Consider the following 19990-nt stretch of genomic DNA (forward strand, 5'->3'; position numbering starts at 1 on the left):
AAGACCGTCTAAAGCAGAATTGGAAAGAAAACAAGCGATTCAACGAATGCTGATTTCCTTAGCTTTGGCTATCTGTTTAATTTTTGCGGCCCTCAAATGGGGAGCTGTTGGAATCACTGTTTATAACCTGATTCGCTTACTCGTAGGGAGTTTAGCATACTTAGCTATTTTCTCTCTCTTGATTTATCTATTCTTCTTTAAATGGATTCATAAACAAGAAGGCTTGCTAGCAGGTTTCTTCTTTATTTTTGCAGGCTTGCTCCTCATCTTTCAAGCTTATCTTGTCTGGAAGCTTAGCATGGCAAATGCTATTTTTCAAGGAACGATTGGACAAATCTTTAAAGATTTAACCAGTTTTCAAGTAACAAGTTTTGCAGGGGGAGGCTTGTTAGGGGTAGGTCTCTACATACCAGTAGCATTTTTGTTCTCAAACATCGGTACCTATTTCATCGGGGCAATCTTAATCCTAATCGGAGCTCTTTTAATGAGTCCATGGTCTATCTATGATATTGCTGATTTTCTTTCAGCTCGATTTGCTATCTGGATGGAGCGCCGTGAACAGAAAAAACAAGAGCGCTTTATCAAGCGTGAAGAGGAAAAGGCACGAAGAGAAGCAGAAGAGCAAGCAAGACTTGAAAAAGAAAGAGAAGAGCAGGCTTTGCTTGACATGCAGCCTGTAGATATGGAAACTGGAGAAATCTTATCAGACCAACCACTGCAAGAATTTCCTCCACTTCCAGAGGAGGAATGGGTAGAACCTGAGATTATTCTCCCGCAAGCTGATTTTGATTACCCTGAAGAAGGAGACTATCCAGAGGAAGAAGTTTTCTCTGAAGAAGATGATGATGACGAAGAGGTTGAAGTAGATTTTTCTGCTAAAAAGGCCTTGGAGTATAAGCTTCCAAGCTTGCAACTCTTTGCACCTGATAAACCAAAAGATCAGTCAAAAGAAAAGAAAATCGTTCGAGAAAATATTAAAATTTTGGAAGAGACCTTCGCAAGTTTTGGTATTAAAGTGACTGTAGAAAGAGCAGAAATCGGTCCGTCGGTGACCAAGTATGAGGTTAAACCTGCAGTTGGTGTCCGTGTCAACCGTATTTCAAACCTAGCAGACGATTTAGCTTTGGCCTTGGCTGCTAAGGATGTCCGTATCGAAGCACCGATTCCTGGGAAATCCTTGGTAGGTATCGAAGTTCCTAACTCGGAAATTGCAACTGTATCCTTCCGTGAGCTTTGGGAACAATCACAAACAAAACCTGAAAATCTTTTAGAAATTCCTCTTGGGAAAGCAGTCAATGGTACGGCTCGTAGTTTTGATTTGGCAAAAATGCCTCACTTGCTAGTGGCCGGTTCGACAGGTTCTGGTAAATCCGTTGCAGTTAATGGAATTATCGCAAGTATTTTGATGAAGGCCCGCCCTGACCAGGTTAAGTTTATGATGGTGGACCCTAAGATGGTTGAGCTTTCAGTATACAACGATATCCCTCATCTCTTGATTCCAGTTGTGACCAACCCTCGTAAGGCCAGTAAGGCCCTTCAAAAAGTCGTTGATGAGATGGAAAACCGCTACGAACTTTTCGCTAAAGTCGGAGTTCGAAATATTGCTGGTTTTAATGCTAAGGTTGAGGAATTCAACGCTCAATCAGAGTACAAACAAGTACCTCTACCTTTAATCGTCGTGATTGTGGATGAGTTGGCTGACCTCATGATGGTTGCTAGCAAGGAAGTAGAAGATGCCATTATCCGACTTGGACAGAAGGCACGTGCGGCTGGTATTCACATGATTCTTGCAACTCAGCGTCCTTCAGTGGATGTTATCTCTGGTTTGATTAAGGCAAATGTGCCGTCACGTGTAGCATTCGCTGTTTCTTCAGGAACAGATTCACGTACTATTTTGGATGAAAATGGTGCGGAGAAATTACTCGGCCGAGGGGATATGCTCTTTAAGCCAATTGATGAAAACCATCCTGTTCGTCTCCAAGGTTCCTTTATCTCAGATGATGATGTTGAACGTATCGTAAACTTCATTAAGGCTCAAGCTGATGCTGATTATGATGAAAGCTTTGACCCAGGAGAAGTATCTGAGTCAGAAGGTGAGTTTGGTTCTGGAGATGATGGTGGAGATCCACTTTTCGAAGAAGCCAAGGCATTAGTTATTGAAACTCAAAAAGCAAGTGCATCCATGATTCAGCGCCGTCTTTCGGTTGGATTTAACCGAGCCACTCGATTGATGGAAGAATTAGAGATGGCAGGTGTTATTGGACCTGCTGAAGGAACAAAACCTCGTAAAGTTTTACAACAATAAATTGTTTGAAAATAGAATAAAAATTCAAGAAATTACCTTTCGAAATTGGGATAATCTACTCTATTTTTTCGAAGGTAATTTCTTTTTTATGCCTATGATTATAGGTGTTCTTGTAGTAAAAAAACTTTCAGTCTGGTTCGGAATTTAGATTTTACTTTTACTAATTTTAACTAATATAGTATTGATTTTTAAACCGATTTTTGATATATTAAAATGGTTTAAGAAATATTTATATGTTTAAAAAATAAGCGAAAATAATGAAGGGGGTTATTTTTTTAAGACGAAATGCAAACGCTTACTTTTTAAGCAGGAAGGAATAAAAAATAATGGATAAAAGGTTATTTGAAAAACGTTGTAAATATAGTATTCGGAAATTTTCATTAGGTGTTGCTTCTGTTGTCATTGGTGCTACATTCTTTGGAACAAGTACTGTTTTGGCAGATACAGCCCAAACTGGGTCTACCGCAAATATGCCAGCTGATTTAGCAGCTGCTCTGGCAAATGCAAAAGATGATAATGGACATGATTTTGAAGCACCAAAACCTGGAGAAGATCAAGGTTCTCCTGAAGTTACCGAAGGACCAAAAACTGAGGAAGAATTATTAGAGAAAGAAAAAGAAGTTGCAACAAGTTCAGCAACTGAAAATGAACTTCCAAAGGATTTGCGTGAAAAACTCGATAAGGCTGAAGATAGTGGACATTCTGCTTCAAAAGAAGATTTAGAAAAAGAAGATAAAAGTTTAGTTCCAGAAGATGTCGCTAAAACTAAAAACGGTGAGTTAAATTACGGTGCGACTGTTGAAATTAAGAGCGAAGCTGGTATTGGTAGTGGGGTTGTTATCGGAGAAAATCTTGTCTTATCAGTATCTCATAACTTTATCAAGGATGTTCCGGATGGCAATAATCGTAAGGTAGCAGACAACATCGAAAGTGATAAAGATGTGTATACAGTTTCTTATGAAGGTGCACCAGACGTTAAGTTTAGTAAAAATGATGTAAAACACTGGGACCGTGAAGGCTTCCTAAAAGGTTATAAAAATGACTTAGCCATAGTCAAACTTCGCAGTCCACTTGCAAATGCTCCAGTTGAAGTTGCGGATAAACCATCAACTATTAAGGTAGGAGATAAGGTACATGTATTTGGCTATCCAAAAGGAGAGCTTGATCCAATTCTTAATACCACTGTCGAAGATATTAATGACCATGGAGAGGGCGTTCGTGGAATTAGTTACCAAGGAAGTGAACCTGGTGCCAGTGGTGGCGGAATCTTTGATGAAAATGGAAAATTAATTGGGATTCATCAAAACGGTGTATCTGGTAAACGTAGTGGAGGTATTCTTTTCTCACCTGCTCAATTAGAGTGGATTCAAAACTACATCAAAGGTATTGAAACAACTAAACCAGCGGGTCTAGATGCACTTGATAAACAAGTTGAAGATAAAGAAGAAAAACCAAAAGAGGATAAACCAAAAGAGGATAAACCTCAGGAAGAAAAACCAGCTGAAAACAAACCGGCTGAAAATAAACCAGCTGAAAGAAAAGAAGTCAAACCAGAATGGAAAACTGTTGATAAGAAGGAACAACAAGGAACAGTAGCAATTCGTGAAGAAAAAGGTGTTCGATACAATCAACTAGCTTCAACAGCTCAAAATGATAACGGCAAAAATCCAGCCTTGTTCGAAAAAGAAGGTTTGACAGTTGATGCTAATGGGAATGCTACAGTTGATTTAACCTTCAAAGAAGAGTCTGAAACAGGCAAGTCTCGCTTTGGTGTCTTCATGAAATTTAAAGATACTGATAACAATGTTTTTGTAGGGTATGACCAAGGCGGATGGTTCTGGGAATACAAGACAAACGGTAGCGGATTATGGTATCAAGGCGAACGTGTCGCAGCACCAGTAAATGGTTCTGTTAACCATTTGACAATCAGTCTCAAATCGGATGGACAACTTAACGCAACAAACAATGATGTCAAGTTATTCGATACTCTTACCTTACCTTCTGCAGTTAATGACAAATTAAAAGATGAGAAGAAGATTGTTCTTAAAGCTGGAACATACAATAGTAGTGAAAGAACAATTGTAAACATTAAAACAGATGACCAAGAAGGCGTTAAAGCAGACCAAGAAGTCGCTGAAAAAGAAAAAGGCGATGAAGTCGATGATCGTAATGTGAAATACGATACAATTGAGTCTACTGTTTTGAAAGCAGTCATTGACCAAGCCTTCCCTCGTATTAAAGAATATGTCCTTAATGGCAACAAGCTTCCAGGTCAACTTCAACCAATTAATCAAGTTGTTATCAATAAGCATGCTGTAACTCCGGAAGTTACCTATAAAAAAGTAAATGCAACGACTGCCGAGTACGAAATGAAACTTCGTGATGAGGAAAATCTCATCAATGCAGATATGACTGTTCGTTTACAAGTAGTGGGCAATCAACTTCACTTTGATGTGACTAAGATTGTCAACCATAACCAAGTAACGCCAGGACAGAAAATTGATGATGAACGTAAATTACTTTCTTCTATCAGCTTCCTAGGCAATGCCTTGGTATCTGTTTCAAGTGACCAACCTGGAGCTAAGTTTGATGGGGCAACCATGTCAAACAATACTCACGTAAGTGGTGACGACCATATCGAAGTAACCAATCCAATGAAAGAATTGGCCAAAGGTTACATGTATGGATTTGTTTCAACAGATAAACTTGCTGCTGGTGTATGGAGCAACTCACAAAACAGTTACGGTGGTGGTTCTTATGACTGGACACGTTTGACAGCATACAAGAATACTATTGGTAATGCTAACTACGTTGAAATCCATAGTTCTGAATGGCAATGGGAAAAAGCACACAATGGTATTGTCTTCCCAGCATATACTAAGGAACTTCCAAGTGCTAAAGTTGTCATCACAGAAGATGCCAATGCTGATAATAAAGTAGACTGGCAAGATGGTGCGATTGCATACCGTAGCATCATGAACAACCCTCAAGGATGGGAAAAAGTTAAAAATATTACAGCCTACCGTATCGCCATGAACTTTGGTTCACAGGCACAAAACCCATTCCTGATGACCTTGGATGGTATCAAGAAGATTAACCTCCACACAGATGGTCTTGGACAGGGTGTCCTCCTTAAAGGTTACGGTAGTGAAGGACATGACTCAGGTCACTTAAACTACGCGGATATCGGTAAACGTATCGGTGGTACGGAAGACTTTAAAGCTCTTATTGAAAAAGCTAAGAAATATGGTGCCCACCTCGGTATCCACGTTAACGCTTCAGAAACCTATCCTGAATCAAAATACTTCAATGAAAATATCCTTCGTAAAAATGCTGACGGTAGCTATAGCTATGGTTGGAACTGGCTTGACCAAGGTATCAACATCGATGCAGCCTATGACTTGGCTCATGGACGTTTAGCGCGTTGGGAAGAATTGAAGAAAGAATTGGGTGAAGGCCTAGACTTCATCTATGTCGACGTTTGGGGTAACGGTCAATCAGGAGACAATGGTGCTTGGGCAACTCACGTTCTTGCAAAAGAAATCAACCAACAGGGTTGGCGTTTTGCAATTGAGTGGGGCCATGGTGGTGAGTATGACTCTACCTTCCATCACTGGGCAGCTGACTTGACTTATGGTGGCTATACCAATAAAGGTATCAACAGTGCCATTACTCGCTTTATCCGTAACCACCAGAAAGATGCTTGGGTTGGTGATTACAGAAGCTACGGAGGTGCGGCAAACTACCCACTTCTAGGCGGATACAGCATGAAAGACTTCGAAGGTTGGCAAGGTCGTAGCGACTATAATGGTTATGTAACCAACTTGTTTGCCCACGATGTTATGACTAAATACTTCCAACACTTCACTGTTAGCAAATGGGAAAATGGTAAACCAGTAACCATGACTGACAATGGTGGTACCTACAAGTGGACACCTGAGATGAAGGTTGAATTGGTTGATGAGGAAAACAACAAGGTAGTTGTTACTCGTAAATCTAATGATGTCAATAGCCCACAATACCGTGAACGGATTGTTACGCTTAATGATCGTGTCATTCAAGATGGTTCAGCCTACTTGACACCTTGGAACTGGGATGCAAATGGTAACAAGCTTACTGGTGACAAGGAAAAAATGTACTACTTCAATACTGAAAAAGGTGCAACAACTTGGACACTTCCTAGCGATTGGGCAAACGGCAAAGTTTACCTTTACAAACTAACAGACCAAGGTAAGACTGAAGAACAAGAAGTGGCTGTCAAAGATGGTAAGATTACACTTGACCTTCTAGCAAATCAACCTTATGTTCTTTATCGTTCTAAACAAACTAATCCTGAAATGTCATGGAGTGAAGGAATGCACATCTATGACCAAGGATTTAACAGTGAATCTTTGGATCATTGGAAGATTGAAGGTGACGCTTCTAAAGCAACAGTTGTCAAATCTCAAGGTGCAAACCAAATGCTCCGCATCCAAGGCAATAAAGAAAAAGTTAGTCTCACTCAAAAATTGACTGGTTTGAAACCAAATACTAAATATGCTGTCTATGTCGGTGTGGATAACCGTAGTGATGCCAAAGCAAGCATTACTGTTAACACTGGTGAGAAAGAAGTGACCAACTACACGAACAAGTCACTGGCCCTTAACTACGTTAAAGCATACGCTCATAATACTCGTACTGACAATGCAACTGTTAATGATAGAAGTTACTTCCAAAACATGTATGCCTTCTTCACAACAGGTTCAGATGTATCAAATGTAACTGTGACCTTGAGTCGTGAAGCAGGAGATGAAGCAACTTACTTCGATGAAATCCGTACCTTCGAAAATGACTCTGCTATGTATGGTGATGGTCATGATACTGCAACAGGCGTTTTCAAACAAGACTTTGAAAATGTCGGACAAGGTATCTTCCCATTTGTCATCGGTGGAATCGAAGGTGTTGAAGATAACCGTACTCACTTGTCTGAAAAACATGGTCCATACACACAACGTGATTGGAATGGCAAGAAAGTTGACGACGTTATCGAAGGAAATTGGTCACTCAAGACAAACGGTCTCGTTAGCCGTCGTAACTTGGTTTACCAAACAATTCCACAAAACTTCCGCTTTGAAGCAGGTAAGACCTACCGTATCACATTTGACTACGAAGCTGGATCAGATAATACTTACGCCTTTGTTGTAGGTAAGGGAGAATTCCAATCTGGCCGTCGTGGTAGTCAAGCAAGCGATCTCGAAATGCATGAATTACCAAACTCATGGACAGATTCTCAAAAAGCGAAACGTGCAACCTTCCTTGTGACAGGTGCTGAAACTGGCGATACTTGGGTAGGTATCTACTCTACAGGTAACGCAAGTAATACTCGTGGAGATTCTGGTGGTAATGCTAACTTCCGTGGTTACAATGACTTCATCATGGATAAACTTCAAATTGAAGAGATTGTCTTGACAGGTAAGATGATGACAGAAAATGCTGTCAAGAATTATCTTCCAACTGTAGCCATGACTAACTACACCAAAGAAAGTATGGATGCTTTGAAAGAAGCTGTCTTCAACCTCAGTCAAGCAGATGATGACATTAGTCTGGAAGAAGCTAAAGCAGAAATCGATAAGGTCAATGCTCTTAAAGATGCTTTAGTAATGAAGAAAGTAGCTCTTGTGCCAGATGACTTTGCAAGTCTTTCAGCTCCTGCTCAGGCTGGTGAAGGTCTTGAAAATGCCTTTGATGGCAACTTGTCTAGTCTATGGCATACATCATGGGGCGGAGGAGATGTTGGTAAACCAGCAACCATGGTCTTGAAAGAACCAACTGAAATTACAGGCTTCCGTTATGTTCCACGCGGTTCAGGTTCAAATGGTAACTTGAGAGATGTGACTCTTGTTGTTACTGATGAAACAGGTAAGGAGCATACCTTCAATGCAACTAATTGGGCTGATAATAACAAACCAAAAGATATCGACTTTGGTAAGACTATCAAGGCTAAGAAGATTGTTCTAACTGGAACAAGAACTTATGGAGATGGTGGTAATCAATATCAATCAGCTGCAGAATTGATCTTTGCTCGTCCTCAAGTTGCTGAAGCAGGTCTTGACACAAGTGCATATGAAGCAGCCTTAGCTAAAGCTCAAAAATTGACTGATAAGAGCAATCAAGAAGAAGTGGCAAGCGTTATTGCTAGCATGAAATATGCAACAGATAACCACCTCTTAACAGATCGAATGGTGACATTCTTTGCAGAGTATCTGGATCAATTGAAAGATTCAACTCCAGATCCAGAACCAACTCCAGATCCAGAACCAACTCCAGATCCAAAACCAACTCCAGATCCAGAACCAACTCCAGATCCAGAGCCAACTCCAGATCCAGAGCCAACTCCAGATCCAGAACCAACTCCAGATCCGAAACCAACTCCGGATCCAAAACTAACTCCAGATCCAGAGCCAACTCCGGATCCAGAACCAACTCCAGATCCAAAACCAACTCCAGATCCAGAGCCAACTCCAGATCCAGAGCCAACTCCAGATCCAAAACCAACTCCAGATCCAGAACCAACCCCAGAACCTGAAGTCCTTTCAAGTAAGGGAGATCAGCAACCACCAGTAGTTGAAATTCCTGAATTTACAGGTGGAGTTAATGCTGCAGAAGCAGCTGTTCATGAAATCTCAGAGTTCAAGGGTGGCGTCAATTGGGTTGAAGCGGACAAGAATGAGCTCCCAGAATTCAAGGGTGGCGTTAATTGGGTTGAAGCGGACAAGAATGAGCTCCCAGAATTCAAGGGTGGCGTTAATTGGGTTGAAGCTGCTAAGAATGACGTTCCTGAGTTCAAGGGTGGCGTTAATTGGGTTGAAGCTGCTAAGAATGACGTTCCTGAGTATAAAGAAACATTAGGTGCAGGAGACAATCAGACAAGTCCAGTTGCAGAAAAACTTGATCAGAAACCAGCTCTTACACCAACACCTGCTATGCAAGCGGCACAAAAAGAAACAGAACAGCCTAAACTTCCTGAAACTGGTGAAGGCACAACTGAACACCTCTTCCTAGCTGGTCTTACATTAGCAATGTCTGCTCTATTTCTTCAAAAAAGAAAAGAAGATTAAAATATAATAGAGTTTTATACTATGAAAACTCAAACTCCTAACTTATTGTAATGGAGAAAACCAAACACCTAGAGAGGACCTCTTGGTCCTCCCTTTTTAAAAGGGAAATGATAACGCTTACCCGATTTAAGCGTGGGAAAGGAAATAAAGAAAATGGGAAAACATTTTTTTGAGAGACGGTGTCATTACAGTATACGTAAGTTTGCAATAGGCGCTGCTTCTGTCATGATTGGTGCAAGCATTTTTGGTGCTGGTATGGTTCAAGCAGCAGAAACAGAAGGGCCTGCAGAGACAGAAGGCACGGTGACACAGGTTCAGCCCCTGGATAAGTTACCAGCGGATATAGCAGCAGCCATTGAAAAAGCTGAATCAGCAAAACCAACTGATCCTACTGAAACGAATCCGACTGATGCGGAAGCTCAGCCTGAAAATACTGGAGAAGTAGCTCCAAAACCAGCAGAAACTCCAGTTCCTAAGGAAGAAGCAACACCAAAACCAGCAGAAACTCCAAAAGAAGAAGCAGCACCAGTAGCTAAACCAGCAGAAACTCCAGTTACTAAAGATTTGGTTGAAACTCCAGATGTCAATCATTTGGAAAAGGCTACTGCGACAGCATCAAACCATGAAGCCAACACACCATTTACAGCTGAGAAGGCGATTGATGGAAATCCAGATACTCGTTGGGCAACTGACCGTGATGTTGTGAAACCAACAATCGAATTTAAACTTGAAAAGACAACCTTAATCAAGCATGTGGAAATTGATTGGGATCGTCGTGTTCGTGGCGAGCAAAATGATCCAAATATCAAATCTTGGAATCTCTATTATGCAGGTCAAGACGAAGTCAATGGATCAGGTCCTGGAGAATGGAAGTTGGCTCATCAACGAACAGGAACTCCAGTTCTAGATGAAAAAGTTGACTTAAAAGAAGCCGTTCAAGCTAAGTATCTTAAACTTGAAATTACAGATTATCAAGCCGGTACTATGCAATGGAAAAATGTGGGTATTCAAGAAATTCGTGCCTACTCAAATATTCCAGACACCAGCAAACCAACAGATATTCGTCAAGTTACAGAAATAGCGGTTGCTGAAGACGGAAAATCACTTGTATTGCCTAAATTACCTGGTCAAGTTAACTTGATTGGAAGCAATAAGCAAGGTGTTATCGACCTAAATAATAAAATCTACACACCGCTGACAGAACAACATGTCAAAGTGATGGTCCAACAAACCAATGATAACCATACCTTCACAAAAGAATTTGAAGTTGTCATTAAAGGTTTGCACGCTGATGAAGGCGTTGGGACTAAACCTGCAGTTGCCCCAGCAGTTCAACAATGGTACGGCACTGAAGGTAAAACTTCTATTACTTCTGAAACTGTCATTTCCGTTGGGAATTCTGGATTTGATAAGGAAGCTAAGTTCTACCAAACTGACCTTGAAAATCGTGGTTTGGAAGTCGCAACCGGTGGTCAAGAAGCGCAAAACCGTATTGAGTTCAAAAAGGTTGAAGACAAGGGTTATGGCAAAGAAGGCTATGGTATCACCATTAAAGATGGAGTTATCACTGTAGAAGCTGCGACCAATGCAGGAGCATTTTATGCTACACGTACCCTCCTTCAGTTGGGAGAAAATGATTTGCAAAACGGAGAAATCCGTGATTACCCAAGCTTTAGTCACCGTGGCTTTATGCTAGATACAGGTCGTAAGTTTATCCCTTATGATACGCTTGTAGATATCATGCTCAATATGGCCTACTACAAGATGAACGACTTGCAGTTGCACTTGAATGACAACTATATCTTCTTAAAAGATCATTTAGCAGGGAAAAATCTTACTCCTCAAGAGGAACTGGATTATGTTCTTAAAAATGCTAAGACAGGCTTCCGTGTAGAAACTGATGTTGTCGGTGAAAATGGTGAAAAATTAACATCAGACGAGCATTATACTAAGGAAGAAATGCAACAGATCATCAAGTTGGCTAAAGCTTTGCATATCAACCTTGTTCCTGAGATTGACACACCAGGTCACGCTTTGTCCTTTGTTAAAGTTCGTCCAGACCTTATGTATAAAGGTAGTCTGAGCGATTACAGAGGTAAGCACAATGTAGAACGTGTTGCTATGTTGGACTTGGATAATAAGTACGAAGAAACTCTTGCTTTTGTTAAATCAGTCTATGATAAATTGCTCGATGGAGAAAATGCACCACTTCATGGTGTCTCAACAGTTCATATCGGAACTGATGAGTACTACGGCAGTAGAGAAAGCTATCGTCGCTACGTCAACGATATGATTCAGTACATCAAAGGAAAAGGTTATACACCTCGTATTTGGGGCTCACTTAGTGCTAAGCCTGGCACAACGCCAGTTGATTGGAATGGAGTAGAAGTTGATATCTGGAGTATTGGTTGGCAACGTCCACAGGCAGCAATTGCTCAGGGTGCCAAGATTATCAATATCACAGATATTCCAACCTATAGTGTCCCAAGCGGAAGCAACAGTCAAGGTGGTTATGGCGATTATGCTAACTACGAAACTCAATACAATCGCTGGACACCAAATGACTTCTCAACAGGTGGAGGACCACGCCTAGAAGCATCTAATCCAAATATCCTTGGTGGTGGTCATGCAGTCTGGAATGACAACATTGACCTACATGAAACAGGACTTACTTCTTACGATATCTTTAAACGTTTCTTCAAGAGTATGCAATCAACTGCAGAACGCACTTGGGGTTCAGATCGTGCAGCTAAGACCTATGCAGACCGTATCCAACCAACAAGTGTTTATGCACCACAATCTAATCCAGATAAGACCGTTTCTGAAGAAGATTTGTTCAAGATTAATCCTGAGACTGTCAAAGATTATCTTGCTAAGAATGTGAAGAAAACAGAAGCAGGTTTGAACTTCGAAAAAGATTCTAGTATCGAAGGTTTAGTAGGTGATGTTGGTCCTAGTCACGTTTTGAAATTGGATGTAACTGTTACAGGTGATGGAGAGCAAGTCTTCTCTACAAGTGGGGACAACCAACTTTACCTTGCGGACAAGGATGGCTACTTAGCTTATAAATTTGAACAATTCCATATTCAATTTAACAAGAAGCTAGAGAAGAATAAACGTTATCAAATCTCTGTTGTTACGAAACCACAAAAAACAGAAGTTTATGTAGACGGTGAAAAGGTTGAACGGATTGCAAATCCAGCTCATCCTCGCTTGGCTCACAATAGCTTGGTACTTCCACTTGAAACAATCGGTGGCTTCCAAGGAATCTTGCATAGTGCAGAATTGTCGAATGAAGCATTTGTAAACCCACGTTTAATCCCAACAGATCACTTCACAGTTTCTGCAACTAGTCAGGAAACACCAGGAACAGAGAATGAAGGACCAGTTGAAAAAGCTTTCGATAATGATCCAAATACCTTCTGGCATTCTAAATGGACTGGAGACCGTGCTCCTTATACCGTTGCCATGAATTTGAACGCTCCTGAAAAAGTCAATGGTTTGACTTATCTTCCACGTCCAGGTGGTGGTAACGGAGTTGTGACCTCTTATGAAATCTATGCTCAAAAAGATGGTCAAATGGTTAAGGTTGCTTCAGGAACTTGGGAAAATAATACTAAAGAAAAAACTGTTAATTTTGCAGCAGTTGAAACTAATAAGGTAGAATTTAAAGTTCTGTCAGGTGTCGCAGGATTTGGTAGTGCCGCAGAAATTCAACTACTCAAGCCGCTTTCTGATAGTGAAACAGAAGAACCAGTTGTTCCAGAAAAACCGGAAACTCCTGAGAAACCGGTGACTCCAGAACAACCAAGAGTTGAAGAGGTGGGCGATGGTACAACTGAACTTGCTGATAGCTTTGTAGCTACAAAACCAGCTAGTGATGATGCGATTGCTGCTGCAGCACAAAGCCAAGACTATCTCAAGAAAGAATACAAGGTATTCCCAACACCACAAAAAGTCACTTATGGAGAAGGTGTCACTAAACTTCAAAAACAAGTTAATCTTGTTATGGGAGACCATCTAGATATTTATACTCGCAACCGCTTGAAGAGTGTACTACAAGATCATCAAATCTCTTATACAAGTAGTCAAGCAGCAGTAGCAGGTGCTACAAATATCTATCTTGGTGTTCATGGTCAACATTCACAGGCTGAAAAAGAAATATCTGGTATTTCTCAAGGACTCTTTGATAAGATCGATGCTTATGCTTTGTCAATCAAGAACAATACAATCTCTATCGTCGGTAAAGATACAGATGCTGTCTTCTATGGATTGACGACTCTTAAACACATGCTTAATGAAAGTGAAGCTCCAGTTTTACGTAATGTAACTGTTGAAGACTACGCTGAAATTAAGAATCGTGGTTTTATCGAAGGTTACTATGGAAATCCATGGAGCAATGCTGATCGTGCTGAATTGATGCGCTATGGTGGTGACTTGAAGTTGACTCAATACTTCTTTGCTCCAAAAGACGATCCATACCACAACAAGAAATGGCGTGAACTCTATCCAGAAGAAAAATTAGCTGAAATCCGTGAATTGGCGCGTGTCGGAAACCAAAATAAGACTCGCTATGTTTGGACCATCCACCCATTCATGAACAACCGTATCCGCTTTGGTAATGACACTGACTACCAAAAAGACCTTGAGACCATTAAGGCTAAGTTCACTCAATTGATGGATGTCGGCGTACGTGAGTTCGGTATTTTGGCCGATGATGCTCCAAGTCCAGTTGGTGGCTACAATAGCTACAATCGCTTGATGAAGGACATGACAGATTGGTTGACTGAAAAACAAGCAACTTATGTTGGCCTTCGTAAGGAAATGATTTTTGTCCCAGGTCAGTATTGGGGTAATGGTCGTGAAGATGAGTTGAAATCTCTAAATGAAAATCTTCCAACTTCAACTTCTATGACCCTTACTGGTGGTAAGATTTGGGGTGAAGTGTCCGAAAACTTCTTATCTAATTTGAAGAATAACCTAACTACAGGTGGTAAGACCTACCGTCCAGTTGCCCTATGGATTAACTGGCCATGTACAGACAACTCTAAACAACACTTAATTTTAGGTGGTGGTGAGAAATTCCTTCATCCAAATGTTGACCCAAGTCTCCTTTCAGGTATCATGTTGAATCCAATGCAACAATCTGAGCCTTCTAAGATTGCCCTCTTCTCTGCAGCTCAGTATGCATGGAAACAATGGAAATCTGAAGACGAAGCTAAGAAAGTAAATGACATCGCCTTCAACTTTGTTGAAACAGGTAAGTTTACTGACAGTGAAACATCTGTTGCCTTCCGTGAACTTGGTAAACATATGATCAACCAAAACATGGATGGTCGTGTTGTGAAGTTGGAAGAGTCTGTTGAACTCGCACCAAAATTGGCGGCCTTCATGTCTAAGTTGAAAGCTGGTCAAGATGTCAATGCAGAGCGTCAAGAATTGCGTGCAGAATTTGCTAAACTAAAAGCTGCAGCACAACTTTATAAAGCATCTGGTGACGAAAAGATGCGTGCTCAAATCCACTATTGGTTGGATAATACAATTGACCAAATGGATGCTTTGAGTGCTTTCCTAGATGGATCAGAAGCTATTGAAAACAATGATTCTGCTAGACTTTGGGATAGCTATTACAAGGGCTTGAAACTTTATGAACAATCACAAACTTATACTTTCCATTATGTAGACCATGATGAAAGAGCTGAGTTGGGTGTACAACATATCCGTCCATTCTTGCTTGGCCTTCGTGAAGTATTGGCAACTGAAGTTCAAAAAGCCCTACACCCAGACCAAGTAATCAGCACCTTTATCACAAACCGTACAGGAGTAGAAGGTGGACTTGCTGAAGTCACTGATGGAGATTTAGGAACACATGCCCTTATCAAATCACCAAACAGCATCCAAACAGGTGACTATATTGGTTTGAAATTTAATAAAGCTGTTCCAATTCAAAACTTGACATTTGCAATGGGAACTCAAGCAAATCCACGCGATACCTTTAACAATGCTAAGGTTGAGTACCTCAATGAAAATGATGAGTGGGTAACACTTTCTGAACCAAGCTACACTGGTAATGAGCCTCTTCTTAAATTTGAAAATCTCAATATCAATGCTAAAGCTGTTCGAATGATTGCAACTTCTGATCGTGAGAACACTTGGTTTGCTGTACGAGAAATCGCTGTGAATCGTCCTGTAGAAGTAAGTCGTCCTAAACAGGCAGCTACAGTGACCATCAGTCCAAATCTTATGTACAAGTACAATACGACAGTTGCTCAGATTACAGATGGTCGTGACAATACAGAAGCCATGCTGGCAAATGCAGATCGAACAGATACAACTCCAGTCGATGGTTGGGTTCAACTAGACTTGGGTGGAGTCAAACCTGTAACTAAGGTTCGCCTCGTTCAAGGTTCTGGAGATAAATTGGCAGAAGGTGTTCTTGAGTATTCTACAGATGGTACTTCATGGCAAGAATTGGATCGTTTAGCTGGTGAACAAACCAAAGAAATTGAAACTCCAATTTCAGCTCGTTACATCCGTGTTCGTAACACCAAGAATATCAATCTATGGTGGCGTATCGCTGACTTCTCAGTTGAAACACGTGCTGGCAATAGCGAGATGACAGATACTAATGTTGAAAGTTTGAAATCAACTCCAGTATATGACAGTCTAGGTCATTATGACATGCAAATTCCAAGTGGAACTAAGCTTCCAGCTCATAGCTACTTGGGTATGAAGCTAGACCGTCTACACCAGGCTGAAAGCATTCAGGCTATCGGTATTGGAAATCCAGCCCTTGACTTGGAATTCTCTCCAAATGCACAAGAATGGTATCCAGCTAGCCAAGTAACTGATAAGTCCTTGGTACGTTATGCTCGTTTGGTTAATAAGACTGACCAAGAACAAGCAGTGACAGCGACATCTCTACTCGTTAAGACAAAAGAAGTGGAGCCAACTAAACTTGATTCTACATCTATGGGAATTGATGCCTACTATGGTGCAAATGATGTTCGCAAGATCAAGAATTTGGATCAGTTGTTTGATGGCGTTTACAATAACTTTGTAGAGTTCTCTGACTATGCACGTAAAGATGGTCACATAACCTTGAAACTTGGTAGCGAACGTGAAATCAAGAAGATTAGAGCTTACATTCAAGATGGTACTAAGAACTATCTTCGTGATGGTAAGATTCAGGTTAGTCAAGATGGTAAGACATGGACAGATGTTGTGACAGTAGGTGATGGTGTCGCTAATGAAATGCGTGATGATTCATTGACAGATGGATGGACACATGATTCTAAGATGCCTGGAAATCGCTACATCGAGGGTGAACTTGCAAGACCAGTTAAAGCTAACTATCTCCGTGTTCTCTTCACTGCTAATTACGATGCTCGTTTTGTTGGGTTTACTGAGTTAGTTATCAATGACGGCGAATTTGTGAAACCTATCAACGACCCAACTGTTCAAGGAAATGGTGGAGAAAGTAGAGGCAACCTTTACACAAATCTTGTAGATGGCAAAGTCTTGACAAGCTATAAGGCTGAGAAAGACCAAGGTGAGTTGGTTTACCACTTGTCAGAACCAACAGACGCTAACCACATCCGACTTGTTTCTAGTCTACCTCAAGGAGTAGCAGCGCGTCTACTTGCTCGCACTCTGAAAACAGACAGAGACGGTGCTTGGACAGATTTGGGCGAAATTACCTCAAGCTTCCAAACATTTGCAGTGAGAGATAAGGCTCCGTTACTTGATGTTAAACTCATTTGGGAAGGTGGCAAGCCAGAGTTCTATGAAATGACCACTTACTATCAAGAACTTTCAGAAGAACCTGAGCAACCAACTCCAGATCCAGAACCAACTCCAGATCCGAAACCAACTCCAGATCCAGAACCAACTCCAGATCCGAAACCAACTCCAGATCCGAAACCAACTCCAGATCCAGAGCCAACTCCAGATCCGAAACCAACTCCAGATCCGAAACCAACTCCAGAACCAACTCCAGATCCGAAACCAACTCCAGATCCAGAGACAACTCCAGATCCAGAGACAACTCCAGATCCAGAACCAACTCCAGATCCAGAGCCAACTCCAGATCCGAAACCAACTCCAGATCCAGAGCCAACTCCAGATCCGAAACCAACTCCAGATCCAGAACCAACTCCAAATCCAGAGCCAACTCCAGATCCAGAGCCAACTCCAGATCCAGAGCCAACTCCAGATCCAGAGCCAACTCCAGATCCAGAGCCAACTCCAGATCCGAAACCAACTCCGGAACCTGAAGTCCTTTCAAGTAAGGGAGATCAGCAACCACCAGTAGTTGAAATTCCTGAATTTACAGGTGGCGTCAACGCTGCAGAAGCAGCTGTTCATGAAATCCCAGAGTTCAAGGGCGGTGTTAATTGGGTTGAAGCGGACAAGAATGAGCTCCCAGAATTCAAGGGTGGCGTTAATTGGGTTGAAGCGGACAAGAATGAGCTTCCAGAATTCAAGGGTGGCGTTAATTGGGTTGAAGCAGCTAAGAATGAGGTTCCAGAATATAAAGAACCTGTTGCAAACTCAGTTACACCAATTGCGGATCACAAGCAACCTTCAAGTTCAACAAACCAAAAACAAGAACCAGGAGGACCAAATGCACCAGCGACTGAAGCTAAAGGTCAACTTCCAGCAACTGGTGAGCAAGATTCAGTAGGCTTAGCCTTCCTAGCTAGTCTTGGATTGGTTCTCTCTGCAACCTTTATCAAAAAAGGGAAAGAAGACTAAGTACGAATCTCCATTCGATGCAGAATATCTTGTTTTAAAAAAGAAAAACCAGGGACATTAGTTCCTGGTTTTTTGTGATAAAAATGAAATGAAAAACTAACAAATAAAAACACCAACGAAGTAACCGTTGGCGTTGAGCAATGTTTAGGATGCTCCGTTATTAGCGCTAACTCCTGCTTCAGTAGTTGGAGTATTTGATGAAGAATCAGATTGCTCATTTTTCTGAGAATTGTCATCTGATTTTGTATCTTCCTTCTTGCTAGGTGTTTGAACTTCTTCTTTTTGAGTTGTTTCTTGATTATTAGACTGACTTTGTGCAGGTGCATTGGATTCAGCGGGAGCTTCCTTTTGAACTTCCTTGATAATGGTTGTTTGTGGAGTCGTATCTTTATGATCCTTGTTTTTATCTAAAGCATTCATGATAGTGATACTAGCTGTAATCAAACCAAGGATACTGGCCAAAGTTGCAATTGTTTTTTGAAAGACGGTAAAGCCTTTTTTGATATGTTCAGTTTTAGGTTTTGATTTTCTGCGATAGTTAGACATAATTTCTCTCCTTTACCATGATTCATTATACCCAAAATCTTTAAAAAAAACTTAAATGAACCTGAACGGCATTTCTTGTCGCCTGAACTGTTTCGTGTTACAATAGAAGGAGTGATTTTAGAAAGTGTGAGAAACAATGATTTACTTTGATAATTCGGCAACGACCAAGCCTTATCCTGAAGTACTTGAAACTTACATGCAGGTGTCTGCAAAAATTATTGGTAACCCATCTAGCCTTCATCGTTTGGGTGATCAGTCTACCAGAATTTTAGAAGCTTCTCGTCAACAAATTGCAGATTTAATTGGTAAGAAAAGTGAAGAAGTCTTCTTTACCTCTGGTGGTACCGAAGGGGATAACTGGGTTATCAAAGGTGTCGCTTTTGAAAAAGCTCAGTTTGGTAAACACGTCATCGTGTCAGAAATTGAGCATCCAGCGGTTAAGGAGTCTGCTCTTTGGCTTCAGACTCAAGGATTTGAGGTGGATTTTGCACCAGTAGATGAGCAAGGTTTTGTGGATTTGAAGGTATTAAAAAGTCTAATACGACCTGATACCACACTTATTTCTATCATGGCTGTTAACAATGAAATTGGATCAATCCAACCTATTCAAGCGATCTCAGAACTATTAGCAGATAAGCCAACGATTTCCTTCCATGTTGATGCGGTTCAAGCTTTAGCTAAGATTCCGACAGAAAAATATTTGACTGACCGAGTGGATTTTGCGACCTTCTCTAGTCACAAGTTCCACGGCGTTCGTGGTGTTGGATTTGTCTATATCAAGTCTGGCAAGAAAATCACCCCCCTATTAACTGGTGGTGGCCAAGAGCGTGATTATCGTTCAACGACTGAGAATGTAGCAGGTATTGCTGCGACAGCCAAGGCCTTACGTTTGGCCATGGAAAAACTGGATTTGTTTACAAGCAAAACAAGTCAGATGAAGGCAGTCATCCGTCAAGCTCTACTCGAATATCCAGATATTTTTGTTTTCACAGGAGAAGAAGATTTTGCTCCTCATATTCTGACCTTTGGGATTAAGGGTGTCCGTGGGGAAGTCATCGTTCATGCATTTGAAGACTATGATATTTTCATTTCAACAACCTCTGCTTGCTCGTCCAAGGCAGGAAAACCTGCTGGTACCTTGATTGCCATGGGGGTTGAAAAGGATAAGGCTCAGTCAGCAGTACGCGTCAGCCTAGACCTAGAAAATGACATGAGTCAAGTTGAGCAATTTTTGACCAAACTAAAATTAATTTACAATCAAACTAGAAAAGTAAGATAGGAGCAT

5 protein-coding genes are annotated in these 19990 nt (G+C 41.1%); 4 read left to right on the forward strand and 1 reads right to left on the reverse strand.

The genetic code is table 11. The annotated features are described in order from the left end of the window. Positions 1 to 19: 19 nt before the first annotated feature. From QM857_RS06875 to QM857_RS06885, 3 genes are all read left to right on the forward strand, one after another. Positions 20 to 2305, forward strand: a complete 2286-nt coding sequence (locus QM857_RS06875; protein WP_414275513.1) for a DNA translocase FtsK — start codon at positions 20 to 22, stop codon at positions 2303 to 2305. Positions 2306 to 2631: 326 nt separating this feature from the next. Then, on the forward strand, positions 2632 to 9402 hold the full coding sequence (locus QM857_RS06880; RefSeq protein ID WP_414275484.1) for a SpGH101 family endo-alpha-N-acetylgalactosaminidase: 6771 nt from the start codon (positions 2632 to 2634) through the stop codon (positions 9400 to 9402). Positions 9403 to 9555: 153 nt separating this feature from the next. Beyond that, entirely contained in the window at positions 9556 to 18159 is an 8604-nt protein-coding gene (locus QM857_RS06885; protein WP_414275485.1) for an SIALI-17 repeat-containing surface protein, read from the forward strand. Between the two features lie 144 nt (positions 18160 to 18303). On the opposite strand, the gene QM857_RS06890 is transcribed toward QM857_RS06885, so the two are convergent. After that, the gene (locus tag QM857_RS06890) at positions 18304 to 18705 is read right to left on the reverse strand and encodes a DUF6556 family protein (protein WP_006153423.1); all 402 of its coding nucleotides are present in this window, start codon (positions 18703 to 18705) and stop codon (positions 18304 to 18306) included. Between the two features lie 136 nt (positions 18706 to 18841). On the opposite strand from QM857_RS06890, the gene QM857_RS06895 reads away from it, so the two are divergent. Then, positions 18842 to 19984, forward strand: a complete 1143-nt coding sequence (locus QM857_RS06895) for a cysteine desulfurase family protein (RefSeq protein ID WP_414275486.1) — start codon at positions 18842 to 18844, stop codon at positions 19982 to 19984. Positions 19985 to 19990 lie beyond the last annotated feature (6 nt).

The organism is Streptococcus infantis, from assembly GCF_047463315.1.
Taxonomy (GTDB): domain Bacteria; phylum Bacillota; class Bacilli; order Lactobacillales; family Streptococcaceae; genus Streptococcus; species Streptococcus infantis_AB.